This window comes from Paenibacillus sp. S-38, from assembly GCF_049942825.1.
Classification (GTDB): Bacteria; Bacillota; Bacilli; order Paenibacillales; family NBRC-103111; genus Paenibacillus_G.
On sequence record NZ_CP187970.1, the window covers coordinates 4,471,383 to 4,497,751 of the forward strand.

The following is a 26,369-nucleotide window of genomic DNA, read 5'->3' on the forward strand; positions in this document are numbered from 1 at the left end:
AACCTGCATGCCGATCTCTCCTTCCTTCTCTGCGGATCTTCGGAGCTCGGAGTTCTCTCATTCCCCGCCGTTCCATCGTCATGTTCCGTCGAGGAGCGTTATCGTCCCATCCGCTTCCCCCGATCTCTGACGGAACCAGAGCTCTGTACCAACCCGCACTCCTGCTCATCATCCTGACCATCCTTCTCATCATCTCGCCTACCCCGTTAGATCTCTCTGCCCATTCGCTAGATCTGCCCTTACCACACCCATTCCTTCTCGGGACGGCGGTACTGTCCTTCCCGCATCGGTGCCCGGTCGAACACCTTGCGTCCGCTGTAGAGCGGATGCTTCGTCCCTCTCGGCGTCAGATCGACGACATCGTCTCCGCGCCACTGCGCTTCGAAGGTCTGGTTCATCGCCGTCTCGATGGTCCGGCGCATCGAGAGAGGGAAGGTCACGGTAATGCGCTCGCCGGCCTGTGCGGACCCAAGCTGCAGGAAGTGCCGGTTCAGCCAGCGGCTCGGTTCGCTTCCGCTGCCCTCCGTCGTCGTGCCCTCAAGCTCCCGCGTGAAGCGGATCTTGGTATAGCCGGCCCACTCCGGGATACGCACCTGCAGGTGTGGAATATCACGGTTCACTTCCAGTACGAGCTTGCCCTCGTGGGGGAGATAGCTGCTGACATCGAGCCACTGCGAGCCCCGGCTGAGCAGCAGGTTCACGCTGACCGTTCCCCGGTGCTCCGTCACGATATGGCTCCATCCCATGAACAGTCCCCGGGTGCCCGATCCGAGACAGCACAGCTGGAGATCGCTGGTGTGTCCGCGCCCTTCGTTGACGTCGCAGCAGAAGTCATTCGGCGCCGAATATCCGGCGAACGAGCCCCGCGTGCGTTCCGCCACGCTGTCATAGCTCTGCCAGCCGTGGATATTCTCCGGCGTCTCCGCTCCTGTCTTCACCCAGCTCAGATCGAGAAGCTGGGATTCGGTGAGGTGGTTGCGGAGGAACCGCTCCACCGTGCCCCAATACTGCACATATCCGCTCTTGGCCAGCGTAATGCCGGTAGAGATCAGATCGACCAGGGAGCATGTCTCGTGCTCATACGCCTGCTCCTGCAGGTCACCCGGCGTCCAGCCGAAGGCGGTGCACTTCGTCAGCGCCCATTCGTAGCTCTTCTGTACCCAGGCGATCATAGAGGCGTCCCCAGTGAAGGCGCCGAACCGGGCGATGGCATCCAGCGTGCCCAGCCGGGTATGGAAGTGGCCGCTGCGGTAAGCGAGCGCATCGTTGAAGCTGCCGTCTTTGTTGAACACGCCGCTGCGGTGAATGATCAGCTCGCTAAAGTAGCGGCACAGCTCCAGCGCATCCTGGCTGCCCGTCAGCTCGTGATACTTAAGCAGCGGCATGACCAGCCGGCCGCAGAAGGCGGCGGGATCGGGAGCCAGCCGCAGCTGCACCCCGTTGGCCGAAGGCCATCCTCCTTCCTTGTACTCGGAGGCGGGGTAGTACCAGACGTCGCGTTCCTTGACGGCGATCCGCTTTAGGGCCGCAACATGCTTGTCGGCCGCTTCCTTGACCTGCGGGTCCCCCGTCGCCATCAGCCAGGTGGTCAGCGACAGGATGACGGCGCGCTGGTCGATCAGGTTGGCGTTCGGCTCCCAGTGGCCCTTCGGATTGATCTGCCGGTAGCTCAGACCGTCCTCTTTGAAGAAGGAGAGCAGATTCGCCCTATACCGCGCTTCCACTTCCTCCCCGAACGTCTCCCCCGACATATGCCGGGCGAGCAGCATCCCATCCACCATGCGTCCGTGCGAGGACCCGTAATCCCAGTCTCCATGGGTCATATAAGGCGGTTCTGTCATGAGGTTGGCACTGAAAAAAGGCACATACCCGAAATCGCGGTCGGCCATACCGACCATCGCGTGCAGGGCATGGCCTGCGCGTTCCTCGAGCAGCAGCGTATCCGGAATCTGTCTGTAAGTCATAGGTTCTCTCCTTCAGTTTAGGCTTTTGCTCTTCCAAGTTACCTCACTTCCAAGTTTCTTCATCGTAAAACGCAACCGGTCATATAACAATGGGGGGATACGGGCATGTTCTTCCCCTCTTGCTCCCTCTCGTCCGGAACCCGCTCTCTTGCACCTTCAGGCTGCATCGATTCCTGCACTGTTTCCTGCACTGTTCCCTGCACCGTTCCCTGCTCCGATCCCAGCACTGATCCCTGCACGCTCCCTGCACACTCCCTGCACGCTCCCTGCACACTCCCTGCACGCTCCCAGCACACTCCCTGCACACTCCTGCACGCTCCCTGCACACTCCCTGCACGCTCCCTGCACACTCCCTGCACGCTGCCTGCACACTCCCTGCGCGCTCCCTGCACACTCCCTGCGCGCTCCCTGCACGCTGCCTGCACGCTCCCTGCACAGATCCTTGCACCACTCGACTCTCCGCACCACCCTATGCACCGTTCTCAGCGCAAAAAAAGCCCTTCCCGTTTCCTTCCGGAAACAGAAAGGGCTCCTATGCCGAGGCGGCTGGTCCAGCGCATATACGCACAGCAGTTAATCTTAATCGTCTCCCCGGTAATGATTCCCACAAACTTGAGGTGAGCAATGGCACGGGGCCTGTGACATCCGCGGGCTCCCTGGCGGGATCAGCGGCGTGCCGGCTATCGTGGTCTGCCTTCCTCCAATGAGGTCAATTGGGAGTGGAACCGGGGATTCCCGTTGCAGCCGGTCAACAAGCAGCTTACGACAACTCCGTTGGGGGGAAGCCTCTTTGGCCAGCCCCTTGAGTCTGGGTAACGAGGACCAATTTGCTTACCGTTATAGGAAGTAACCTTCCCCGCCGGCATAAGGGGCCGCACTCAACATGATATTGACGTTGTGTTATGTCCGCTCATTCGCTGGCGGCCGTTTCACGGCGCTCCTTCCGATACAAAACATCGGATAACCGGGCGCGGCAGGCTTACACCTGCATTTTGCGATGTTTTGCATCGTATAGGCAGAGCAAAACGGCCTTGAGGCATGCTGTGGCGCTCCTTCCGATACAAAACATCGGATAACCGGGCGCGGCAGGCTTAGACCTGCATTTTGCGATGTTTTGCATCGTATAGGCAGAGCAAACCGGCCTTGAGGCATGCTGTGGCGCTCCTTCCGATACAAAACATCGGATAACCAGACGCGGAATGCTTAGACCTGCATTTCGCGATGTTTTGCATCGTATAGGCAGAGCAAACAGGCCTTGAGGCATGCTGTGGCGCTCCTTCCGATACAAAACATCGGATAACCGGGCGCGGCAGGCTTAGACCTGCATTTTGCGATGTTTTGCATCGTATAGGCAGAGCAAACCGGCCTTGAGGCATGCTGCGGCGCTCCTTCCGATGCAAAACATCGGATAACCGGGCGCGGCAGGCTTACACCTGCATTTTGCGATGTTTTGCATCGCATAGGCGGGGCAAACCGGCCTTGAGGCATGCTGTGGAGCTCGGTTATCCGATGCAAAACATCGGATAACCAAGCGTGGCAGGCTTACACCGGCATTTTGCGATGTTTTGCATCGCATAGGCGGGGCAAAACGGCCTTTAAGCATGCCTCGGTGCTTCCATCCGATGCAAAACATCGGATAACCGGGCACAGCCGGCTTACACCGGCATTTTGCGATGGTTTTCATCACATGAGAAGCGGTAAGAGTCTGACGCCGGCCCCAGGAGCCCCGCCATTGTGGGCTTAGGCGGCCGCGGAGGAAGTGTCGTCGATACGCCCGCTTCTTCCGGCCTTCCTGCCGGGCAGCATGCCTTCTCGTCATGTACTCCTGCTCCCTCCGCTCTTGCCTCGAACGGGCTCGCCTCAAGAGCCCGCCATTCCCTTGCGGAACTGGGAGGGGGTCACGCCCATATGGGTCTTGAAGACGCTGGTGAAATAGCTGATATTCTCGAATCCCGAATCCATGGCGACCGCCGCAATTTTTCGGTCCGTCCTTTCCAGGAGCTTGGCCGCCTGCTGGGTGCGGTACTTGTTGATGTAATCGATCGGGCTGTACTGCATGACGCTGCGGAAGACGCGGCAGAAGTGGCCTTCGCTCATGTTCGTGAGCAGGCACAGATCCTTGAGCCGGATGGTGTGCTGGTAGTGCTCATGGATGTAATGCAGCGCCGTCTTGATCTGCTCCGTCTTCCACAGCGCAGCCTTCGGCACCTCCCCCGCCTGCCCGTGGGAGAAGAGCTGAGCCATGATCAGCAGCAGCAGCCCCTTCGTGGTCAGCACCTGGCTGGCCGTCTCCTCCGTACTGCTCTCCAGCATGCGGCCGAGCAGCCGGACCACCTCGGCGCCCCACTCGGATCCGCCCGTGATCTTGACGGGCAGCCGGCAAACGCGCTGCAGCAGCGGATCCATGCATTTCTCCTGCACGAGGTCCATCGAGCCGGTCAGCAGCTCCGCGCCGAAGACGACCGCCGAATAACTGCAGCCCGCCTCCCCGACCGGATCGCCGGCATGGATCTCGCCGGAGTGGACGAACACCGCCTCGCCTTCGGAGAGCTCGAAGCTTCCGGCCCCCACCTGGAACACGGCCCGCCCCTTCGTGACCAGAATGAACTCGAATTCGCTGTGCCAGTGGCATTCGAGCACGGTGCCTCCCGGAGCGCACTCCATATGATATACGCTGATCGGATACATCGGACGTCCGTGTATCCGGTTTTCTTTCAACGACAAAGGATTCACCCGGCTGACCTCCTACGAATATGTCAGGATCCTGTTAGTAATGATCATTATAACAGAAGATTTCTCCTCCGGATAACCTTATCATGAAGCATATGCATTCATGTTGAAGGGGGAACGACACGGTGAAGTTTACAGATGGCTATTGGATGTTCAGAGAAGGGTATAACGTGCAGTTCCCGGTGGAAATCCGGGATATCCGGAGCGATGCGGACTCGGTAACCGTCTACGCGGCGTGCCGGAAGATTACCCGCAAAGGCGATACGCTCAACGGGGCGATGCTGACGGTGCGGTATTCTTCCCCGCTGCCGAATGTGATCCGCGTGCAGCTGTATCACCACAAGGGCAGGAAAGTGACAGGACCGGCGTTCGAGCTGAAGTCGCATCCCGGCGCGGCGGGGATCATGCACGACGGAGACGTCGTGAAGCTGACGAGCGGCAGCTTGGAAGTACGGATCGACAAGAGCCTCGGCTGGGGCAGCGTGTTCTCCTATGAAGGCAAACGCCTGACCGGTAACGGAATCAAGACCTCCGCCCACATTCAGACCCCCGACGGGAAGGTGTATATGCGGGAGCAGCTCGATCTCGGCGTCGGCGAATCGGTCTACGGTCTCGGCGAACGCTTCACCCCGTTCGTCAAGAACGGCCAGACTGTGGACATCTGGAACGAGGACGGCGGCACGTCCAGCGAGCAGGCCTACAAGAATGTGCCGTTCTATCTCTCGAGCCGCGGCTACGGGGTATTCGTCAATCATCCGGAGAACGTCTCGTACGAAGTCGCTTCCGAGCATGTGTCCAAGGTCCAGTTCAGCGTGGAGGGCGAGTCGCTGGAGTACTTCATCATCGGCGGCGGGAACCCCAAAGAGGTGCTTCATCACTATACGGAGCTGACCGGCAAGCCGGCCCTCCCTCCGGCCTGGAGCTTCGGGCTGTGGCTGACGACTTCTTTTACGACCAGCTATGATGAAGGCACGGTGAACCACTTTGTCGACGGGATGCTGGAGCGGGATATTCCTCTCCACGTATTCCACTTCGACTGCTTCTGGATGAAGGAATACCAGTGGTGCGACTTCGAATGGGACAGCGAGGTGTTCCCGGACCCCGAAGGCATGCTGAAGCGGCTGAAGGACAAGGGGCTGAAGATCTGTGTCTGGATCAATCCTTACATCGCCCAGAAGTCGGCGCTCTTCGATGAAGGCATGGAGCACGGCTATCTCGTCAAAACGCCCCAAGGCGACGTCTGGCAGTGGGATCTGTGGCAGGCGGGTATGGGGCTGGTGGACTTCACGAATCCAGCTGCCGTCCGATGGTATCAGAGCAAGCTGAAGCGGCTCATCGATATGGGCGTGGACAGCTTCAAGACCGACTTCGGCGAGCGCATTCCGGTCGATGTCGTCTACCATGACGGCTCGGACCCTGTGAAAATGCATAACTACTACACCCACTTGTATAACAAAGCGGTGTTCGAGCTTCTGGAGGATTCGCTCGGCCGGAATGAAGCGGCCCTGTTCGCCCGTTCCGCCACAGCCGGCGGCCAGCAGTTCCCGGTACACTGGGGCGGCGACTGCTCGGCGAACTACAGCTCTATGGCCGAAACCCTGCGGGGCGGCTTGTCCCTCGGCTTGTGCGGCTTCGGCTTCTGGAGCCATGACATCAGCGGCTTCGAGCGGACGGCACCGCCGGATCTCTACAAGCGCTGGACGGCGTTCGGCCTGCTCTCCTCCCACAGCCGGCTGCACGGCAACGAGTCGTACCGGGTGCCGTGGCTGTTCGACGAAGAAGCGGTGGATGTGCTCCGGCACTTCACCAAGCTGAAGTGCACTCTGATGCCTTATCTGTTCGGCGCCTCCGCCGAAGCGGTAGAGCGCGGCCTTCCCGTTATGCGGGCCATGGTGCTGGAGTTCCCGGAAGACCCGCTCTGCCATCCGCTGGACCGCCAGTACATGCTGGGTGATTCGCTTCTGGTCGCCCCGATCTTCAACGAAACCGGGGAAGCCGGCTGCTATCTTCCCGCGGGACGCTGGACGGACTTCCAGACGGGTGAGATCGTGGAAGGCGGCCGCTGGCACAGCGGGCACTACGATTACTTCCACCTCCCGCTGCTGGCGAAGCCCGGCAGCCTGATCGCCGTCGGCAGCCAGGACAGCCGGCCGGATTACGACTATGCGGACGGCGTCACACTGCATGCCTTCGAGCTGCAGGAAGGCAGCACGGCCTCGGCCCATGTCTATGACACGCAGGGCTCCCTGCAGCTGAGTGTCCGGGTGGAGCGCCGCGGGGGCCTGCTGCATGTGAGCTCCGAAGGGGAGGGCGCTACGAAGCCTTGGTCGCTGCTGCTCCGGGGGATCTCCGAGATCGCGGCTGCTCAGGGAGCCTCGGTGGAGACGACACCGCTGGGAGTCAGGCTGCAGCCAGCCGCAGGCACCAACCGGTTAACCGTCAATCTCTAAGCTAAGCAAACAGCCCTGCTTCCTTCCTGTCAGGAAAGGAGCAGGGCTGTTTGGGCTTCCGAGCGGTCCCGCCCTCCCATGGTGAAGCGAACACTTACCGAGACCTTACCTTGACGGCTATGGAGGCCGCCGCAGTGCAACCGGAATGGTGAACCAGCCCGCTACCAGACGGCGTTTGCTTCCAGCTTGAAGAGTGCGCTCTGCGAGCTGAGCTCTCTCCACTTCGTGAGAAGTTTGTACGGCTCTCCACGTTCGAGCAGCTCCCGGGCCAGCTCGAAGCCTTCCTCGTAGGACGCGACCTTGTCGAACCAGTATAAGCGGAGGCCGGCATTAAACAGCACATGGTCCCTTTCGTTGCGCAGCTCCGGACTCCTCTCGCCTTGAAGAATCCGGGTTACGAGCTCCAGCTGTTCCGATTTGGAACACGCTTCGAGCGGCTTCCCGCTGAAGCCGAAGAGCGCGGGATCCACCGTACAGGTCGTATCCCCCCAAGGCGTGACCCTACGGACCAGAGTCGGCTGATAAGTTGGCAGATCCTCCGAGCCCTCGATCCCCTGGACGGCATAGGCTGTCTCGAAGCCCAGCGGAGGCAGCAGACGGATCAGATGGTCCATGGCCGTCTCATGCCGGACCCCGATGATCATGTACTGTGACTGGACCGGATTCAGAATTTTCTCGACCGTGTTGAGGAAGGTGCGGAGCGCAAGCTGTTTGCGGACCGGCCTCATCCGGCCAAACGGAGGACAGATGAGATCGGTCCAGATGAAGCCGATCCCGAGCCGGCGGAAGAGGTCCTCCCATTCCTTGGCCTCGAGCTCCACCTGCACGCCGAGGCCCTCCAGCAGCTCTTTCATGGAAACGCCCAGCTTGGGAGGGAGTGCTTCGCTGCCGTGAAGCACTTGGGAAAAGCCGGCCGAGGCCAGCAGCAGAGACACCGGAAGGGTTACGGGAAAATACAACCGGCCGTCGTAGGGACCGGCGCAGTTAAGGGACTGGGGGAACGGCTTGTAACGGAGGGAATACCTGCGGAAGATATCGATAAATCCTTTAATTTCCTCCGGGGACTCGCCCTTCATCCGCATGGCGATCAGGAATGCGGCGGCTTGCGCATCCGTAGCTTCGCCCCTGGCCATCGCATGGGCAGCCTGGACGGCTTCTTCGTAGGTCAGATGCCGGGAGCCCTGCCGGCCCATACCGATGATTCTAATCCACTCTTCCATAGCTTCCTCCGGGATTCTTGGATTCCAGGCAGATTCTCTGGTGGATATCACATTTTGTATTCTATTACATATTATTACAGTAAAAATATAGAGAAGAATCCTTAAAAGAATCTTAAACGAAGTTAAATATTCAGTGCTCGGATATTGAATTGTGACATAATCTTGAACGGAAGATGGTCCTCCTTCCATTCATCGCAGGGGGAGTGTGCGCTGCACCGATAAATACTGTGCCTGATAAATGCTGTGCCGGATGGGCTTCCTGCCAGAGGAAGCCGGCAGCAGGTCCCCCCTCATGGCTCGAGAGGCTTCGTCTCGCCGTAGACGAGCGCGGTTCCGTGAGCAGAACCGACATAACGGATCGCGTTGGCGATGACCCGCAGCACATCCTTGTTATAGTAGGTGGGGAACGATTCATGCCCCGGCCGGAAGTAGAAGATCTTTCCGAGGCCCCGGGTGTACTCGCAGCCGCTGCGGAAGACTTCTCCGCCCTGGAACCAGCTGATCAGCACCAGCTTCTCCGGAGGCGGTACATCGAAAAATTCCCCGTACATCTCCTCATGCTCCAGCTCAAAGTACTCTCCGATGCCCTCGGTGATCGGATGCGACGGGTCCACCACCCACAGCCGTTCCCGCTTGCCGTCCTCTCTCCATTTCAAATCGCAGGTCGTCCCCATCAGCCGCTGGAAAATCCGGGAGCGGTGCCCGGAGTGCAGGACAATCAGCCCCATTCCCTGCAGGACCCTTGCCTGAATCCGATCGACTGTCTCATCGGTAATCCGGCCATGGGCCAGGTGGCCCCACCAGATCAGGACGTCCGTCTCCTGCAGGACTTCCTGTGACAAGCCCTGCTCCGGCTGATCCAGAACCGCGGTCCGCAGCAGGAACCCGTACGGCTGGAGGCCCAGCACCAATGCCGTATGAATCCCGTACGGATAGACCGCTGCGACCTGCGGGTCCTCTCTTTCATGAATGTATTCATTCCACACCGTCACTCGGAGCGTCCTGCGCTCGAACGAATAACCATTGCCTATGACCATTCTCATCCCCCTACTCCCCTTTCGCTCCCTCACTCCCGGCGTCTAATCGGCAGGAAGCACTACATATACTGTTACCAAGGACATGCGCAGATGAGGATGTGAACCTTGTTGAGAAAAGTGGTTGCCGGCAGCGGAGACACCCTGCGTTATCTTGCTTATCGGTTCGGCCTTGAGCTTGGACGGCTCCTGTCACTCAATCCGCACATCGCTCTTCCGGATACGGATATTGCCGGAAGGGTCGTCTCACTTCCTTCACAAAGCCAGCCTGAACCGGGACACCGCGACGTTGCCCCCTTCTGTCCGCCCCTTGCCGAATCCCAGTATCTGCCGAGCTGGATTCCCCTTACCCCAGTGGAGCAGATGGCGGCGGAAGAATACGACGTGCTGGTCATCGGCTCGGGCGCAGGCGGCGGCGCGGCGCTTTGGAGATTGTGCGAGCAGTGGGGGGATAACGGCAGGAAGATCGGCCTCATCGAGCGTGGCCCCCTCTTCCTGCCTACCCATGTCGCCAACATTCCGACCTTCGACTTCGAGACGTTCCGGGCTTACCGGCCCCCCGAAGCCACTTATATGGTGGGAGACGCCCTCCCCCAATTTCCCGGCTTGAAGCTGATCTATGCGCTGGGGGGCCGGATGCTGCTGTGGGGGATGGTCTCTCCCCGCATGCCGGCATCCGAGTTTGCCGGGTGGCCTGTGACCGCCGCGGAGATGGACTTCTACTATAAGCTCGCAGAGAAAGCCATGCACGTAACAACAGCCTATACGCAGGACTCCACGATCACACAGATCCTCCTCCGTAAGCTGTGGGAGAACGGGTTCCCTAGTGCCGGCGACCTGCCGATGGCGGCGAATCTGGAGCCTACCCGGCTCGGACGGGTCCGCTCCAATGTGTTCTTCAGTACCATCGAGTTCCTGGCGAAGGCCCTCAGCATCCGCCCCTTCGATCTCGCGGTCCATACGACCGCCGTACAGGTGCTGACCGAGAACGGCAGAACGGCTGGTGTGCGGGTGCTGACACCTGATATGCGGTCCCATATCATCCGGGCGAAAACGGTCGTTGTGGCCGCCAGCGCTACGCAAACCGCCCGGCTGCTGCTGAACTCGGGCATCCCCGGCGAAGCCATCGGCCGCTACTTGACCAACCATTCCTATATCGTAGCCAATCCCGTGATGAATACGGCGGGCTTTCCGGATGAGCTGGGGGCGCTCGGCATCCTGATTCCCCAGTCCGCCGGCCAGCCATATCAGCTGCAGTTCCAGGGGCCAGAGCAGTATTTTCACTATCATGAATTGCGGAAGCCGCGAAAAAACGATTGGGAGCTCACCTATTTCGTATCGGGCAAAGTGCAGTCGCGCCGCGAAAACCAAGTGTATATCGATCCAGGCAGAAGAGATCCCTTCGGCGTTCCCGACGTTGGGATCCGCTTCTCATACAGCGCCAAGGACGAGGAGATCGTCCTGCAGATGGATGCGGCAATGCGGCAGGCGGCCTCGGTGATGGGAATGAGCTTCCCGCCCGGCTCGATCTGCATCATGCCTCCGGGCACCGACAACCACGAATCCGGGACCTGCCGGATGGGAACCGACCCCTATACATCGGCAACGGATCGGTACGGTCAGATTCACGGTGTACCGGGTCTGTACTGTGCCGACGCCAGCGTCATGCCGTCCATCGGAGCGGTGAACCCGACTCTGACCATCGTGGCGCTGGCCTTCCGGACGGCGGATCATATCGCGCGGCAGCAGCTCCCGGGATGATCCGCACATGTGCCGCCAACCCCCGCCCGGTCTCCCATGACACGCCGTCTCGATCCCCTTCCCCATGTTATGCCGGGCGCAAAAAATGGGTGAATGTCCCGGGACCCCGGGATATCCACCCATCTAGGAAAGCTTTTTTCGGAAGGAAGCGGCCGTCGTCACAAGGAGCAGGGGCAGCAGATAGCAAACGGTCGCCTCCAGCGGGTGAAGCACGGTTACCGCGTTCACCCACCTCGCTTCCCCTTTGGAGATGAACAGCATGGAGAACAGAAAGCACGCCATCGTCAAAGGGAACACCAGCAGCTTGTCTTCCCGGAACTCAAACAGCTTGCAGAAGGTTTCCTTCAACACGAAGACCGTGATGCTGGCTTTCATAAACGAATTCGCAATAAGGGAGAAGCCCATGACCGATTCGATCCGCTGGATCACTTCCATCATATCGACGGTTTGGGCTACGACGAACATGGAGTATTTCAGTTCGCTCGCCATCGGGCCAAGCACCAGGATTGTGCACAGGGTGACGCACAGCAAACAGAATCCGTTAAGCAGCAGGGCGGCATACATTCCCTTGGCCAGCAGACGATGCTCCTGGGAACGGACGTAAGGCAGCAGCATCGAGAACAGGATCAATTCGGCGTAAGGAAATCCGTAGGTAAAGTACGCTCCCAGCAGGATGGGCTTCATCCCGTCCGGCATTACCGGCTGCAGCCCCGTAATGTCATAATCGCCGGCGAGCAGCAGCACAATTAGAAATACAAAGGCGATGACCAGAAACATCGGCATGACAAACATCCGGGACATGGTTTCTAAACCGGAACGTACGGTAAGGGCCACGACGATAAAAATGGACAGGCTGAAAATAACGAGAGGCGTCTGTCTCAGCATCGTACTTTTCATAAAGAGTCCGATGTCCAGAACGATGCCGCCGGCCATGTGGAACTGGAACCAGAGGAACGGAATGGCGATCAGCACCGTCGGCCACCTGCCCATGACAGCCTTGCTCACTTCGATGAGGGACTGGCGGGGATACATCCGGTGCAGCAGCAGGACACAACCCAGCATGGCCGCACCCGCAGCCAGGGCCAGCAGAAGGGAGATCCATGCGCCATGGCTGGCATAGGCGATGAGCGGCCCTGGGATATTGACGATCGAGGAGCCTGTCATAAAGGTGAACAGCAGGAAAGACATCTGGTAAGCGCCGATCTGTTCCTTTGGTTTCACTGAAGGCCCTCCTTCCCTATCCGTCACTCGGGCTGCGGTGCTTTGAGGAAATCCACGATCCGGTGTGCCGGTCCGTTGAAGAGGCTGTCCGTAACATCATGTAAGAAGGGCCATTTCAAGTCCAGGGCGTACAGCAGACTCATATATAGGGTACCTAGCAGGATAACGGCATAAACGATGGCATCCTTCCTGCTCTGCCCGGACAGCCGGCGGAAGTCGCAGCTCACCATAGCAGAATAGATGAGGATCAGCATCGTGATTTTGACTCCCATGGCTCCTCCGCTCACTTGGTATGCAGGGCCGAGTGGCCTACATTCGTCCCGCTGGTTCGCACGGTAACCTGCACATCAAACTGAAAAGTGGTTTCCGCGAAGATGTCATCCCAATTCGGCTTCCACTTCCTCCATAAGGCCGGATCTTTCCGGTAGATCGCGTTACCGAGACCCAGTGCATCGAACTTGATTTTTTTCAGATAGCCGGTGGTCCCTTCCAGCTTCCGCTTGATGACCCTTCCGGCACGATCCGCGAAAGCTCTCGCTTCGTCCTCCGTTTCCGCCTTCCTGGAGCATGTGAGCTCCACGATGGCGGCCTGCACCTTTACCTCATACCGGATGACGGGCGGCCGCCGGCTGAAATCCGGCTTCATGCGGCTGTTCAGGGACAGCACTTCCACCGATTCATTCATCATCGGATCCTCTTCTTTTTCGCAGGGGATTTTTACCATCCCGCTTTTATATTTGTTCACGAGCATCTGCAGCCCTTCCAGCTTCTCCCCATCCAAACGTCCTGTCATTTTCCCTTTCTTCAGCAGGGCGGCTCCCTCAATGTTGAGTACGGGGGTATGATCGATCTCGCTTTTGAAGACGTAAGGAATCAGGCTGTTGCCTACTTCGCTGAGGGTCATCTTTCCGAGCAGAAGCAAGTTCATGTCCAGCGTTTTGGCATTATGCGAAGCCGAGGCACGCTGTCCCTCAAACAGCTGCTGGCTCAGCGTATTCTCGATGAGCGGTTTCATCCGAAGTACATCCGATGCCTTTCCCTGGGTGATCATCACCGGTGCAATAATGCGCGGCTCGTGATCGCGGTAAAAGAACTCCAGGAGATCGGAAAGTCCCTTATCCTTGGCCAGCGCTTCGCTGATGATCAGCACCCTTAAATGACTCCACTGCATCTTTCTTCCGAGACGGCTCGGGATATCCCGGATGGCTTTGGCAATGGAGTAATCCTCTCCCATGATATGAAGGTATGACATCTGATTGCCCTTGCCTCCGACCGCTTGGACGGGCTTGAAGATCTGCGCGGTCAGAAGATACTTCCCGTGTTCGTTCTCATCGATGGCCAGGCCCATCACAAATCCCTTCTCCGGGAGCTCGGCTTGATCCCAGCACCCAGTTAACAGCAGCAGCAGCAGGAAGCTGACGGAGCTTCGTCTCATCCAGTTCATTGCCTGCCCTCTCTCCCGGTGTCGTGTTACGGCTTCGGTTTCGGTTTCTTCAGATGCATCTGGCGCGGTGAGCGCAGCAGCGTCTGAAGCGGCGCCCGGATCAGGAAATCCCTCAGCCCGATCGGCTTGAAGGGGGCCAAGGGGGCCAGGTAGGACTGTCCCAGCGGCCGCATATTCGACAAGTGCAGCCAAAGCAGCAGCAGGGCGATCATCAGACCGAATCCTCCGAGCGCCGCTGCGAAGAGCATCATCGGAAAGCGGAGGATGCGCAGGGCAACGGCGAAATTGAACTGGGGCATGGCAAAGGACGCAATCCCCGTCAAGGCCACGATGATGACCAGAATCGGCGAAGCGATGCCCGCATTGATAGATGCTTCCCCGATAACAAGCGCTCCCACGATGCTTACGGCCGAACCTACCGGCCGGGGGAGGCGGACCCCCGCCTCACGCAGCAGTTCGAAGAACAGCTCCATGATGAAAGCCTCGATCACAGCCGGGAATGGAATGCCCTCCCGGGAATTCAAGATGGCCAGAAGAAGAACGGTGGGGATCAGCTCCGAATGAAACGTGCTGAGAGCAATATAGACACTGGGGAGCATCAGTGCAATGCAGAAGGCGATTAACCGCATCAACCGGACCAGGCTGGAGATCAAGGTGCGCTGGTAGTAGTCCTCGCTGGACTGCATGAGCTCGGCGAAGGTGGCCGGACAGATCAGAGTAGAGCCCGTCCCGTTCACCATGACGATGATCTTCCCGTTAAGCAGCTCGGCGATGACCACATCCGGTCTTTCTGTATAACGAACCTGCGGAAACGGATTGTAGGGGGAATCCTCAATCAGTTCTTCGATATACGAGGTTTCCAGAATCTCGCCGCTCTTCAGCTTGTGAATTCGGGTCTTGAATTCGGCCAGTACCTCAGGATTCACCGTTCCTTCGAGATACCCATACGCGATCTCCGTCTTCGTTTCGCTCTCTATCGAAAACTTCTCGAGTTTGAAATGCGGCGATTTCAGCCGCATCCGAAGCATCCCGATGTTTTTATTCAGCTCTTCAATCGTGCTTTCCTTCGGTCCCTGAACGACAGGTTCGGTGGTCGGTTCCGTAACCTGTCTTTTCTCCAGCCCCAGAGCCTTGTAGCTCAAAGCCTTGTCCCACAGATCGAAAAAAATAACGATATAGCCGTGGCTCACATCTCTTACGGCCTGCTCGAAGCTGTCCAGCACGATCGCCGTGTGGGTGGACGCCCCGCCCTGCTCGAAGAAGCGGAACAGCTCCTCTGGGCGCACGGTGGTCCCCTGACCCACCTGCGTGGTCACGAGATCCTGCAGGGTTTCCTTCAGGTAGTTGTATTCTTTCCTTTGGACAAGCGAGTCATAGTATACCGAGCATGCGGAATAGCCCAGGCCGGGACCATACGTCATGTGAACCATGGCCAGGTCGCTGCAGTGCGCAAACGTCGCTTCGATCCGCTTCAGATTGCTCCCAAGAACAGAGGATATGGAATCGTATCCGCTGTCCGCGCTCTTGTTCATTCCGTTTCATCCCCTCAAGATCAGGTTGACCGGTTTGCCGTCCCGCGCGGGATGATGACGGGACGGCACCGAAGATCACGAGCGTGGTCAAGCATTGATTCTCATGAATATTGGCTTATACCCCATAAGATGCCAAGAGGACGCTCTGATTATTCAGAAGAGGGGCTTCGGACAACAGCACCGGCTCCCTGCTGCCGCACGATATGATCCGCCGTGCGGATCGCCTGGGCGATGGTCGTGAGCGTGTTGTTCTCGGCGCCGATCGACGGCAGCACGCTGTTATCCGCGGCATAAAGACCGCTCATGCCGTGTATGCTGCCGTGGGGGCCGGCAGCGGAGGTCCGGGGGTCGTCTCCGATCCGGCAGGTGCCCGAATCGTGATGCAGGTCACCGAAGGGGGTGAGGCAGATCGGAGGACGGCCGTTACCTGCAGCCAGACGAATTCCGGCATCCGCGGCAATGCGTTGGATCCCTTCCGTCATCGCGTGAACAACGGACCAGTCTTTGTCGCTGAACGAGAAGTTTACTTTCACCTCCGGAACCCCGTACTCGTCTTTTCGGGTAGGATCCAATGCGATGTGATTCTCGTATCGGGGCTGAATTTTGCCATAACCGTAGAAATTGACGGTCGTTTCGGATTGAATAGGCCGTTCGAAGGCAACGGGATACCAGTAGAACGATTCCGGTCCGGTTAACAATACGGAATAAGGGGTCTCCCGCGACTGCGGAACCATGATATTCAAGGCTCCCCAGGGAATGGGGAAGTCCAGCGTGCTGATCGTTCCCGTCGCCTGGACGAAGGAATGCGTCGTCAAGTAATGCCCCAGGGCCCGGTTCTGAATGCCGGAGTACAGCAGCAGCCGCGGCGTCTCGAACGTACTGGCACATACGACAACGGTCTTCGCTTGGAGGGTGTATTCCTTCTTATCCGGCGTGGCTGCCTTCACGCCCGTTACGCGGCCCTGATCATGAAGAATCTGCAGAGCCCTTGCATTCACGGCAAGATCATACGGCCTCTGATTGAGCGCCCGGGCCAGCAGGGAGATTGAGCTCGTGAACATATCGGTATGAAGCTCCCCATGCAGCTGCGGCACGATATCGGCCGCCACCGGCAGCGGCGAGGCTTGAGAGTATCCCCGCATCCACAACCGCTGCAGCAGAATCTCCGTGAACGATGCCCCCTCCGCGAAGGATGGAGTGACATTCATGACCTGCTCGGCTATGCCGTAATAGCTTTCCATCTCCTTCACCGGCACAGGCCACTGCGCCAGATCCCGGGGCTGCATTCGCGGGGCGAAGGCATACCAGAATAACGTCCGTCCGCCGAGAGCGAACAGCTGCCTGGCTCCCTGGAATGAGGGTTCGCTGCCAGGCAGCGGCCGGGATAAACCGTTGAAGTACGCCGTAAGGCGGTCTTGATTCATCGTGGACAAATTGCGTGCGTGAGTCGGGATCACGGAATCCCCCCGCTCGATGATTCCGATCCGTTTGCGCTGCGTCTTCCACTGCTCGCACAGCCGCCACAGGACCGATCCGCCGCCTGCGCCGGTCCCGATGATCAGCACATCGTACTCCTGCTGCGCCATTTCCTCCAGCGTCTTGAGCGGGATCCAGTGGTTCTGGACGGCCGTGGGCTGCACCTGGCAAACCGGCAGTCTCCCTCCGCTTTTCGGCCGAGCATCTGCGCCGTTCGCATATCCCGTCCCTGACGGCAGGTAGACGGTTCTCCCGGCCAGCTCCTCGTCGTAGGGACCGATGTGGGGATTGAGTGCCGCCGCTTCCTCAACGGCAACGCCGTTCAACCGGGCAATCGTTCTCAGCGTCTCCCGCTTGCCTGCTACCCAGACTCTCAGGGATACCCCTCCTTTGCTCTAATCCTCCGGGAAAGGCGCTCCTGCCCCGCCTTCTCTTCTCTTTTATCCTATATAGAAGGCGGCGGGATATGACAAATGGATGGAGGCGGTGTCTCATTGGCGCCACTGCTGACACGTCAAAAAAGACTCCCCATGTACAATGTACATTGGAGTCTTTCTCGCTCGATGATCTTCGCCTTGGAACATCCGGGCTCTTCTTCTCACCGCTTCCGGCTCATGATTCACTGCTCTGCATTCGGTCCGGTTCTTCTCGTTCTCTTAAGCTAGGGCTTTAGCTTATACAGCGTCACTTCGTCATCCTTGAACACTTCCTCAATCATTCCGTACACGGCCTCCCAATCGGCTCCGCCCCGGTCGGAGCCGATCCGGTAAGGGAGCGCAGCGGATAAGCCGTTCGACCGGGCAAACTCCCGCAGCTTCATCAGCGCCCCCTTCAGCTGTTCCTCCTGCGTGAACTTGGTGCCTTTCCCGAACCGGTCCTGTCCGAAGAGATTCGCTATGTACTTCCCGCTTTGGCTTCTGACGATCTGACACTGTCCCAGGAGAGTTTCACTCGTCTCGCTGCTGCACTTGCTCTTATACGCTGTGAACACTTCCGGAAACCGTTCCTCGATTCCTCTGGCCACCCCGGACCCCATCACGCCCTGACAGTTGACCTGGTGCCCCAGGATGTCTTCTTCTGCCTGAAGCAGGTCTCCTTCGACTACCTTGACCGCCATTGCCTGATCTTCCCCATTCTCTGCAAATTGTTTCCTCTTCTATTGTAACATCTTGTAACATCCGGTACTAAGAAGGAAATAACTACTTTCGCCCCTTGGACGGAGCTGGGAAATCAGGTAACCTTTCCTTGATACGAAAAACACGTGCTGCAAGGAGGTTAACCGTTTGCCTTGGTTCAGGCCCATTCTAGTAATGACCCTGTTGTTCGCTGTCCTCTTCAGTATGACCCCCGCCTTTGCCTCCGCTGAACAACCGAAGTCCCCCAAAGTGTTCGTGGATACGGAGCAGATTCCATTTGAGGTTGACCCGCTGATCGTCAGCGGCACCACCCTGGTCCAGTTCCGGCCGCTCTTCGAAGCCATGGGCATGGAAGTGAAGTGGGAGGAAGCCAGCCGCACCGTAACCGGTTCGAAGTCGGATCTGACGATTTCGCTGCGCATTGAAGATCCCCAGGCGGTTGTAAATGGCCGGCAGGTTCAGCTCAGCGAACCCGCGCGGATCGTGGGCGGCAGTACGATGGTCCCGCTGCGGTTCATCGGCGAAGCTACAGGCGCACTAGTTCACTGGGATGCGGTGAACAGCGAGATTACGATCGTCACGCCTGCTCTCCTGGAGAGCCTGGGCATGAGCAAGGAAGAGATGCAGAAGAAGCTGGACGAGTATGCGGCCAAGCAGGATCAGCCTCCTTCCGCGTCTTCAGACGGTGAAACGGCTGCTGCTCCCCCGGCAGAGGTGCCGAAGCCCGAAATCCCTGCGGCACCTCAGACTCCGACGGCCGGCCCCTCCAAGCCGGTGGATCTTGCGGCCCTGCAGGGGATGTACTACGGCTTCCGGGATGACTTCGGCGGCTACGAATGCGGAGGGGCCTGCTGGGACATCTACACCTTTCTCCCCGACAAACGCGTCCTGGTAGGTGTTCCTCCGCAGGGCGGTCCGGAGACGATCGACTGCACCCGGGACGGCTGCACGACGTACACGATTGCAGACGGCAAGATGACCTTGGGCAGTGGCGAAAGCTTCAAGATTGCCTTGAAAGACGGTTACCTGACGATTCAGGATGTGACTCTGTTCCCTGTTGCTGCGGCGGCGGAGGGACTGAAGCTCGAGGGAACCTACAAAAACATCGGATACCAGGGCCTTGTCGGGATCCACGCCTTCTCTTCGTCCTGGACGGAGTACCTGACGTTCCGGTCTGACGGCACGTTCGAGAGCACCGACCTCTCGCTGTCTTCCCTGGACGTTCAGGTGAGCACCACCAATGCAGCCGGCTCAAAGAGTGACAGCGGCACGTATCAAATCAGTGGGAACACACTTGTTCTTACCTACCAGGATGGAACCGTGCTGCGCCGGCTCTTCTTTGACCATGATGACGACGGCACAAAGGTGCTCAAGGATATCCAGATCGGCAGCAAAAATTTCTACATTCCTGACGAGCAGTAGCTGCGCGGATAGGCAGACCCAAAGCGCCTTTACGGATCATTCCGTAAAGGCGCTTTGATTTGTACCACATATTCCCGGGTCGATTCATGCACCCAGTCCCGGCTGTTACTCCCCCTGCGGCGGATGGATAATGAACGCAGTCTCGTCATGACGTTTGCTCATGACCTTACGTTTCTTCCGCACCTCCTTGGACTCGAAGACGATGTCCATATCATAGTCGCCCTCCGGGTAGAGCTGCTTGCGCTCGATGTACAGCGACAGCCGCTTGCGGTTGATCTTCACCTTCTCCTTCTGGATCAGGATGAGCAGGTTGCCACGTTCGTCCGCCAGTTCGCACACAATCCCGGTCCGCCTCAGGGAATGGATCCAGACGCAGTCGCCGATCTCGAACTCGGCTTGGAGCTCCCGTGCCGCCTCCCTCTTCCCGCGGCGGACGGTCTGCTGCGGCTGGCGCTGTTCCGGCGCCGCGTCTGGACCCTCTGCCGCTTGCTGATCAGGACGCTTCAAGGCCTCTTTCAATGAGATGAGACCTTCCCCGGTTGTCGCCGCCGCGGCGGATGCTCCTTCCGCTTCTCTGTCCGCAGTCCCGTACGTAATCGCCTTCGACCTGGCGATCAGGCTGGCCGGCATGCCGAGCTGGGCGGCGATCTGGAACGCGTAGCTCCGTCCGGCCTCTCCGATGGTCAGCCGGTATAACGGACGCAGCGTCTCCACGTCGAACTCCATCCGTGCGTTCTCGAAGCCGTCCGCGGCTTCCGCATACCGTTTGATTTCGTTAAAATGCGTGGTCGCGATCACCGTCGAACCGCGGCGGTACAGCTCCTCCAGCACGGCGATCGACAGCCCGATCCCTTCCCCGGGATCCGTTCCGGCCGCCAGTTCATCCAGCAGGATCAGGGCCGACGGCCCCGCTTCGCTCAGAATCCGAATGACATTCTTCACATGGGAGGAGAACGTGCTCAGCGACTGCTCCAGGCTCTGGCCGTCCCCGATGTCGGCAAGCACGCTGTGAAAGATGCTGAACCGGCTTCCCTCGGCCGCAGGGACCATGAGACCGGATTGGACCATCATCGTCAGCAGGCCTACCGTCTTCAAGGTGACGGTTTTGCCGCCCGTGTTCGGTCCCGTGATGATCAGCGCCCTGAAGCTCTCCCCGATAGCGAAGTCCAGCGGCACGGCCTGTGACCCAAGCAGCGGATGACGCCCCCCGATGATTCTCGTGCGGCCGCCGGTGCCGATCTCCACATGCCGTCCCCCGATCGAGAGGCCATACTTCGCCTTCGCAAAGAGAAAATCGAAATGACCGATGGTCTCCAGATTGAGCCGGATCTCCTGCGTATGGCATTCGACGAGATCGGTCAGCTCCCCGAGCACCTTCGTCTCTTCCCTGCTCTCCTCCGCCCGGAGGGCGCTCAGCTCATAGGTGAGCGAAGCGGTCTCGGCCGGCTCGATGAACACAGTCTGCCCGCTGGCCGACTCATCCAGCACGGATCCGGCGACGAGCTTGCGGTGCTCCTTCTTTACCGGGATGACGTAGCGGTCGCCGCGCATGCTGATCACCTGTTCCTGCAAATAGCTGCGATAGCGCTGCATGGTGCTCTCCAGCTTCTTTTTCAGTCGTTCTTCCGCGATCACCATCTTCTTGCGCACTTTGGCCAGCTCCGGACTCGCCCCATCATCGATGGCGCCGTGCCGGATGCACCGTTCGATCTCGAGCCGGACCTCGCTCAGCTCATACAGCGACAGCGCGTAGCTCGTTACCTGGGGGGCGATGGATTCCTTCCGGCCCATGAAGCGCTTGAGCTGGACGGTGTTCTCCAGGAACTTGACGATCACCCCGAGCTCGCTGACCGTCAGCAGGAATCCTTTGCCGAGTCCGGCGGCGAGAGGCTCCATCCCGTCGAGCGCGGGAACCGGCACAGAGGCGCCGTGCTCGATCAACTTGACGGCTTCCGCCGATTCTTCGAGCCAGCGCTCAATCATCACCTGATCCGTAATCGGCATCAGCCCTCGGATGTGTTCCCTGCCCAAATACGATTTGGCATACTCCATCAGCCCTTCTTTCACTTTCTCATACTCTAGGCATGCGGCCATGTCCACTTTCATTTCTCTTTTCGTTTCCCTTCTCATTTCCATGTTCTGTTTCAATTCGATACCTCCAGCCATTCTAATTTCATCGGATCGACCTAGTGAGATACAAAAAAAGAGCAGCGTATGAACACGTCGTGTTCATACGCTGCTCCCTGTTCGGAGATGATTTTTTCGCACGGAACCTCTACACCACCCGTTTGTTAGAAACGGGGATGAAGTAATTCATCAGGCACGAGTCTCGCGGCTGCCCATTGAATCTGTCCATAAAAAATACCGTACTCTAAGAGCACGGTATCCTCGCAAAAAAATGCTTTTGCAGTCGATATGATCCGTTGTTCTTAACTAATTTCATGCCGCTGTAACGGCGCAGGCAAACAGAAGCACCTTATCTGAGTGCTTGCCGTCCTTACCCACGGGTACCTTCACGGATACGTATGCCCTAGCATGGACAGACGTATAGTGTCACAGGTATTTCCGCACAGCCGCATCTATGAAATTGATTAGTTAAGAACAACCTCGGCCATAAAAGCATCTCCAATCCTTTTTGTACTACTGCCATCATATGCACTTGGAAATGAAATGTCAAAGCAAGGAATCGTTATACTTATTCTTTCCGTTCATGTTGTTTCTTATCCATGGCAAGCATCGTGTGAAAAACGCCTGTCGGCGTCCTTTAAAATCAGCGTTCCGGTTCATTACGTTGGCTTAGAGGGAGAAATGAGCATTCCAGCCACTCTTGAAGTCATGTGCGATTTGAAAATAGGACATGAAGCTGTTCCAATGGGACCGCTAGGAGGCAAGCGGGACCGCTCTTCTTTAACTTGGTCTGGCAGGATCCCTCCCTCACCGCAGCCCATACGGGGACAGAGGCGCGGGGAATGCCTGACGCTTGGGTAAGTTCAGCTGCAGCCGCTGCATTGAGAGCTGAACCGCTATTTGCCTCAGACGGCGCGATCCGCGAACTGCCGTTCGAGTCGGAAGGCTGCGGTTCAGCCTACGCCTCCGGTGACCGATCATTTCAGCTGCATCCGCTGCATTCGGAGCTGAAACGCTCTTTTTGCCTCTGGCAGCGCGTTCCGCGACCTCGAGCCGGAATGCTCCGATTCAGACTCCGGTTCAGCCTTCGCCTCCGGTAACCGATCGTTTCGGCAATGCGTCGGTGTGTTCGTTTTAAAATAGCGGAAGTGAGGTATCTTATGGAGGTATTTCCCATCATTTCCCGAAAAATAACGGAACTCAAATGCCTTATCAAGGGAAAACGGGCCTGAAAACCGTGCTCTTCCCTTCAATAGCGCATCTGAGTTCCTTTATATCTGACGGGAACATCGAAATGTGGAAATAACGCACCGTACTTCCGCTATTTTCATAGATGCCTTGCACGCCAGCAGAATTGAGCCCTGAATAGGTATAAAATAAATAAAAAACCTCCAGAATGAACCATCCAGGAGGCTGCGGTCTTCATCATTCATGCTTATGTATACCACCGGAAAACCGGTGGCGGTCAGTTGGATAAGAGGCTGTCTTCCCTTCTTCATTATGTACCAATAGACCGTCCGGCGCAATCCACAAGTTCAGGATGAATTGGCTGTCTTTGGTCCGCGTCCGCGGCGGCCCGGACTAAAACAAAAAAAGCCCCGAAGCACCGGGACCTTTTACTGCAAATCATACCTATGCGGTTGAGAGGACTCGAACCTCCACGGGCGTAAGCCCACTACCCCCTCAAGATAGCGTGTCTGCCATTCCACCACAACCGCTCATGATGCCGCGGCACTCAGGCCGCGGGTTGGTGCAACGGAGAGAGAGGGATTCGAACCCTCGAGACGCTTGTGACGCCTACACGATTTCCAATCGTGCTCCTTCGGCCAGCTCGGACACCTCTCCAGAATAAATCATAGCGGCAGAGGGGATCGAACCCCCGACCTTACGGGTATGAACCGTACGCTCTAGCCAGCTGAGCTATGCCGCCACAGGAAATATAGGGAATACATCAGCGGAGAGAGAGGGATTCGAACCCTCGCACCACTTGCGCAGTCTAACCCCTTAGCAGAGGGTCCCCTTGAGCCGCTTGGGTATCTCTCCATGTTAGTATGGCGGAGAGAGAGGGATTCGAACCCTCGAGACGCTCGCGCGCCTACACGATTTCGAGTCGTGCTCCTTCAGCCTCTCGGACATCTCTCCATAGTACGCTGTTGGAACCTCGTGCATGCTGGCCTTCAGCCCCTCAGCGGAATTTCATTATAACCCGGCGGCCCTCCCTTGTGAACCGCAATCTGTTTCCTCTGTTGGGCGGTTGCTTCCCTGGCTGCAACTCCCTCTTCCCTTCTTCATGAGTCTTTGCTAAGATGTACTCGAGGCAAACAAGAAGTTCGAACCGCGTCAGGTCCGGGAGGAAGCAGCGCTAAGAGCAGACGGTTGTGCCTCTTTTCATTACATAGCAGCCGTTCCAAGCGGAGAGCCCATTGCGGGCTCTCTTTTTGTTTGCGTCACAGTCACATTCAAATGAATGGGCAGGAATCCTCCACGCCACAATAAAGAAAAGGCCGCCCACAGGCAGCCTCTCCAATACGTACAACTTCTTATTTTGCCGTCAATACAACGTGATCTGCCACGGCCCAGGTTCCAACCGGGACCACCTCATAGGTGACTCCGGCCTGCAGTTTCCCGTCGTTCTGGATATCGAACACGCCGGTGTCGCCTTTGCGCGTCTGCACCCTGTACAGGGCCGTGAGGACCGTTCCGTCCGCGCCCTTCAGCTCAATGGAACGGTAGGCGAACAGCTCATCGCCCGGATCGGCCGACAGCTTTACCGCAACGACACGTTCATCTGTCTGGGATACCGAGGCGATCTGCAGCGGCGCGATTTCCCCGGCAACGAACGCATTGTTCTCCAGCTCGAACCAATCGGAGGTTACCGTGTATTTCACACCCGGCTGCAGCGCGGTGCCTGCCGGCAGACGGAACTTCGGCTCCTGCCGGCCGTCCGTGGACTGCGTGAACCCTACATAATTCACCGTGACCGGCTGACCGCCCTCCGGTGTCAGTGTGGCCTGGCGTGTGGCCAGGGACGGGATAATCTGCATGGCCTGTCCCTGCAGCGTGTTGTCCTCTTCAAGAACGGCGGCATTTGCCCCGCGTCCGCCGGCATAGGCAGAGATCACATACCCGTAATCGATCACCCCATTCTCCCGGAACGAGTCGACTTCGAACGTATCGTTCGTCACTTGACGGGTGCTCTTCAGCCGGATCATTTCCCCGCTCGAAGCTGCCCGGAAAGTCTGCTGCCCTTTATAAGTCAGCGTATATTCAAGGTCCGGCTGCATCGTTTGCACCGGAACAATGTAGGTCGCGAAAGATCCAGTCTTGAGTCGTGGCTGGTTGACCAGCTGGATCCCCGGCTCAAAGATGAAGTTCGCCTGCGCGGCGGCGAAGGCTTCATCGGCAAGCGTCAGCGGGCGGTCGAATGTCACCTCGAACGCGATTTTATTCAGCGCCTTAACGGAGACGATCTGCGCATGCTCCGAACGGACCGCTTTTTCTGCCGCCACGAGCAGCCGTGCCGTATCCCCCCGTGAGATATGCTGCTCCTGGCCGATCTGCAGGCCGTTCATCCAATACTGCACCGACTTCACGTCGCGCTGCAGCGCTTTGGAGATCATCACAGCGAGCTCGGATGGATCTGCAGGTTGATTCAGCAGGAATTTAGCGGCGTCATCAAGCAATTTATGCGCAATAGCTGTATTCACATAGTCCGTGTACCAAGGCTCGGAGGACGGAGACGCCGCTTCCTGCGAAGGCTTCAGTCCCAGGGCCAGGACGATCATTTTGACGGCTTCGGCATTCGTGACATGCCGTTCTTCCTGCATTCCACCTTCGCCTGCGCCGTGAAGCACGCCTTGGCTGACCAGTTGGGCAACCGCCTGCCGGACCGCATCGCTGCCCATCATCGTCTCCTGAGCCGCGGCGGTGGATTGGAACGAAGGCACACTTCCTCCGCCCATCCATAGGGCTATGGCCATAACGGCTGCCTTACGGTTCATCTTCATCATCCTGGTATCTTCCTCTCGGTCGGTTTATGGTTGTTTTCCTGAACAACTTCATCATAAATGACCGCGCTAAACCCCGTTCTAAGGAAGTATAAACTTTTTCTAAACAGGCTCATAACAATGTTCACAGAAATTCGAACAGCAGGGACTTACACATTGAACCGGTAGCCTGCGCCCCAGACCGTCTCGATGAACTGCGGATTGGCCGGGTCCCCTTCGATCTTCTCGCGAATTCTCGATATATGTACCGTGACCGTCGCAATCTCCCCGCTCGACTCCAGCCCCCAGATGTGCTCGAACAGCGCTTCCTTGCTGTACACCCGGTTCGGATGGGTGGCGAGGAAGAGCAGCACCTCGAACTCCTTTGTCGTCAGCGTCACTTCCCTGCCGTGCACGTACACCCGGTGAGCCTCCGGATGAATCGACAGCTCCCGGATCTGGATCACCTCCAGCCCGGCTGCCTGCCGCCGTCCGCCCAGGAAGCGCTCATACCTCGACAAATGCGCCTTCGCCCTCGCCACCAGCTCCCCCGGACTGAAGGGCTTCGTCACGAAATCATCGGCCCCAAGTCCAAAGCCGCGGATCTTGTCGATCTCTTCGTTCTTCGCGGATACGATCAGCACGGGGATATCCAGCTTCTCACGCACCTTGCGGCAGATGCCGAAGCCATCTGTGCCGGGAAGCTGCAGGTCGACGATGAGCAGGTCATACCCTCCGCCCAGCGCCTTCGCCAGGCCGTCATCGCCGTCGCCGGTCACGTCCACCTCAAAGTCATTCAGCTGCAGGTAATCCTTCTGAAGCTCAGCAATATACGGATCATCTTCAATGATCAGAATTTTTTTCAT

Annotated in this window: 16 protein-coding genes, 5 tRNA genes and 1 other RNA gene; 4 read left to right on the forward strand and 18 right to left on the reverse strand. The window is 58.1% G+C overall.

Going from position 1 to position 26,369, the window contains the following annotated elements; genetic code table 11:
• Positions 1-239 precede the first annotated feature (239 nt).
• Entirely contained in the window at positions 240-1,964 is a 1,725-nt protein-coding gene (locus ACP26L_RS19885; RefSeq protein WP_426445700.1) for a hypothetical protein, read from the reverse strand.
• A gap of 1,860 nt (positions 1,965-3,824) precedes the next feature.
• Positions 3,825-4,697 carry an AraC family transcriptional regulator gene (locus tag ACP26L_RS19890; RefSeq protein WP_426445702.1) on the reverse strand — a complete coding sequence of 291 codons (873 nt, stop codon included), beginning with the start codon at positions 4,695-4,697 and terminating at the stop codon, positions 3,825-3,827.
• Between the two features lie 122 nt (positions 4,698-4,819).
• On the opposite strand from ACP26L_RS19890, the gene yicI reads away from it, so the two are divergent.
• Positions 4,820-7,144: an alpha-xylosidase gene (yicI, locus tag ACP26L_RS19895; RefSeq protein WP_426445704.1), complete on the forward strand. Its 2,325-nt coding sequence runs from the start codon at positions 4,820-4,822 to the stop codon at positions 7,142-7,144.
• Between the two features lie 161 nt (positions 7,145-7,305).
• Here yicI and ACP26L_RS19900 read toward each other — a convergent pair whose 3' ends face one another.
• Both ACP26L_RS19900 and ACP26L_RS19905 read right to left on the reverse strand, forming a co-directional pair.
• Entirely contained in the window at positions 7,306-8,364 is a 1,059-nt protein-coding gene (locus tag ACP26L_RS19900) for an anthranilate phosphoribosyltransferase (RefSeq protein WP_426445706.1), read from the reverse strand.
• Positions 8,365-8,654: 290 nt separating this feature from the next.
• Positions 8,655-9,407 carry a ThuA domain-containing protein gene (locus ACP26L_RS19905; RefSeq protein WP_426445708.1) on the reverse strand — a complete coding sequence of 251 codons (753 nt, stop codon included), beginning with the start codon at positions 9,405-9,407 and terminating at the stop codon, positions 8,655-8,657.
• Between the two features lie 111 nt (positions 9,408-9,518).
• Between ACP26L_RS19905 and ACP26L_RS19910 the strand changes: the two genes are divergently transcribed.
• Positions 9,519-11,159: a GMC oxidoreductase gene (locus tag ACP26L_RS19910; RefSeq protein WP_426455020.1), complete on the forward strand. Its 1,641-nt coding sequence runs from the start codon at positions 9,519-9,521 to the stop codon at positions 11,157-11,159.
• Positions 11,160-11,282: 123 nt separating this feature from the next.
• Here the strand turns inward: ACP26L_RS19910 and ACP26L_RS19915 are convergent, their stop codons facing one another.
• From ACP26L_RS19915 to ACP26L_RS19940, 6 genes are all read right to left on the reverse strand, one after another.
• A complete protein-coding gene (locus ACP26L_RS19915) occupies positions 11,283-12,380 on the reverse strand; it encodes a GerAB/ArcD/ProY family transporter (protein WP_426445709.1) in 1,098 nt (365 codons plus the stop codon).
• Between the two features lie 23 nt (positions 12,381-12,403).
• The gene (locus ACP26L_RS19920) at positions 12,404-12,652 is read right to left on the reverse strand and encodes a hypothetical protein (RefSeq protein ID WP_426445711.1); all 249 of its coding nucleotides are present in this window, start codon (positions 12,650-12,652) and stop codon (positions 12,404-12,406) included.
• Positions 12,653-12,663: 11 nt separating this feature from the next.
• Entirely contained in the window at positions 12,664-13,824 is a 1,161-nt protein-coding gene (locus tag ACP26L_RS19925; RefSeq protein ID WP_426445712.1) for a Ger(x)C family spore germination protein, read from the reverse strand.
• 26 nt (positions 13,825-13,850) lie between these two features.
• Entirely contained in the window at positions 13,851-15,356 is a 1,506-nt protein-coding gene (locus ACP26L_RS19930) for a spore germination protein (protein WP_426445714.1), read from the reverse strand.
• 149 nt (positions 15,357-15,505) lie between these two features.
• A complete protein-coding gene (locus ACP26L_RS19935; RefSeq protein ID WP_426445715.1) occupies positions 15,506-17,158 on the reverse strand; it encodes a GMC oxidoreductase in 1,653 nt (550 codons plus the stop codon).
• A gap of 335 nt (positions 17,159-17,493) precedes the next feature.
• Positions 17,494-17,949, reverse strand: coding sequence for a macro domain-containing protein (locus ACP26L_RS19940; protein WP_426445716.1), 456 nt, complete (start codon positions 17,947-17,949; stop codon positions 17,494-17,496).
• 166 nt (positions 17,950-18,115) lie between these two features.
• Between ACP26L_RS19940 and ACP26L_RS19945 the strand changes: the two genes are divergently transcribed.
• The gene (locus ACP26L_RS19945; protein WP_426445718.1) at positions 18,116-19,390 is read left to right on the forward strand and encodes a stalk domain-containing protein; all 1,275 of its coding nucleotides are present in this window, start codon (positions 18,116-18,118) and stop codon (positions 19,388-19,390) included.
• 105 nt (positions 19,391-19,495) lie between these two features.
• Here the strand turns inward: ACP26L_RS19945 and ACP26L_RS19950 are convergent, their stop codons facing one another.
• The 6 genes from ACP26L_RS19950 to ACP26L_RS19975 all read right to left on the reverse strand — a co-directional run bounded on the left by ACP26L_RS19950 (position 19,496) and on the right by ACP26L_RS19975 (position 23,659).
• The gene (locus ACP26L_RS19950) at positions 19,496-21,496 is read right to left on the reverse strand and encodes an endonuclease MutS2 (RefSeq protein WP_426445720.1); all 2,001 of its coding nucleotides are present in this window, start codon (positions 21,494-21,496) and stop codon (positions 19,496-19,498) included.
• Between the two features lie 1,656 nt (positions 21,497-23,152).
• A tRNA-Leu gene (locus ACP26L_RS19955) sits at positions 23,153-23,235 on the reverse strand.
• Between the two features lie 38 nt (positions 23,236-23,273).
• Positions 23,274-23,362: transfer RNA gene (locus ACP26L_RS19960), tRNA-Ser, on the reverse strand.
• An 11-nt stretch (positions 23,363-23,373) separates the two neighbouring features.
• Positions 23,374-23,447 (reverse strand) — tRNA-Met (locus tag ACP26L_RS19965).
• Between the two features lie 25 nt (positions 23,448-23,472).
• A tRNA-Ser gene (locus ACP26L_RS19970) sits at positions 23,473-23,560 on the reverse strand.
• A gap of 9 nt (positions 23,561-23,569) precedes the next feature.
• Positions 23,570-23,659: transfer RNA gene (locus ACP26L_RS19975), tRNA-Ser, on the reverse strand.
• A gap of 169 nt (positions 23,660-23,828) precedes the next feature.
• On the opposite strand from ACP26L_RS19975, the gene ffs reads away from it, so the two are divergent.
• Positions 23,829-23,908, forward strand: an RNA gene (gene ffs / locus ACP26L_RS19980) — signal recognition particle sRNA small type.
• 149 nt (positions 23,909-24,057) lie between these two features.
• Here ffs and ACP26L_RS19985 read toward each other — a convergent pair.
• A complete protein-coding gene (locus ACP26L_RS19985; protein WP_426445722.1) occupies positions 24,058-25,527 on the reverse strand; it encodes an S-layer homology domain-containing protein in 1,470 nt (489 codons plus the stop codon).
• A 146-nt stretch (positions 25,528-25,673) separates the two neighbouring features.
• On the reverse strand, positions 25,674-26,369 hold the full coding sequence (locus tag ACP26L_RS19990) for a response regulator transcription factor (protein ID WP_426445724.1): 696 nt from the start codon (positions 26,367-26,369) through the stop codon (positions 25,674-25,676).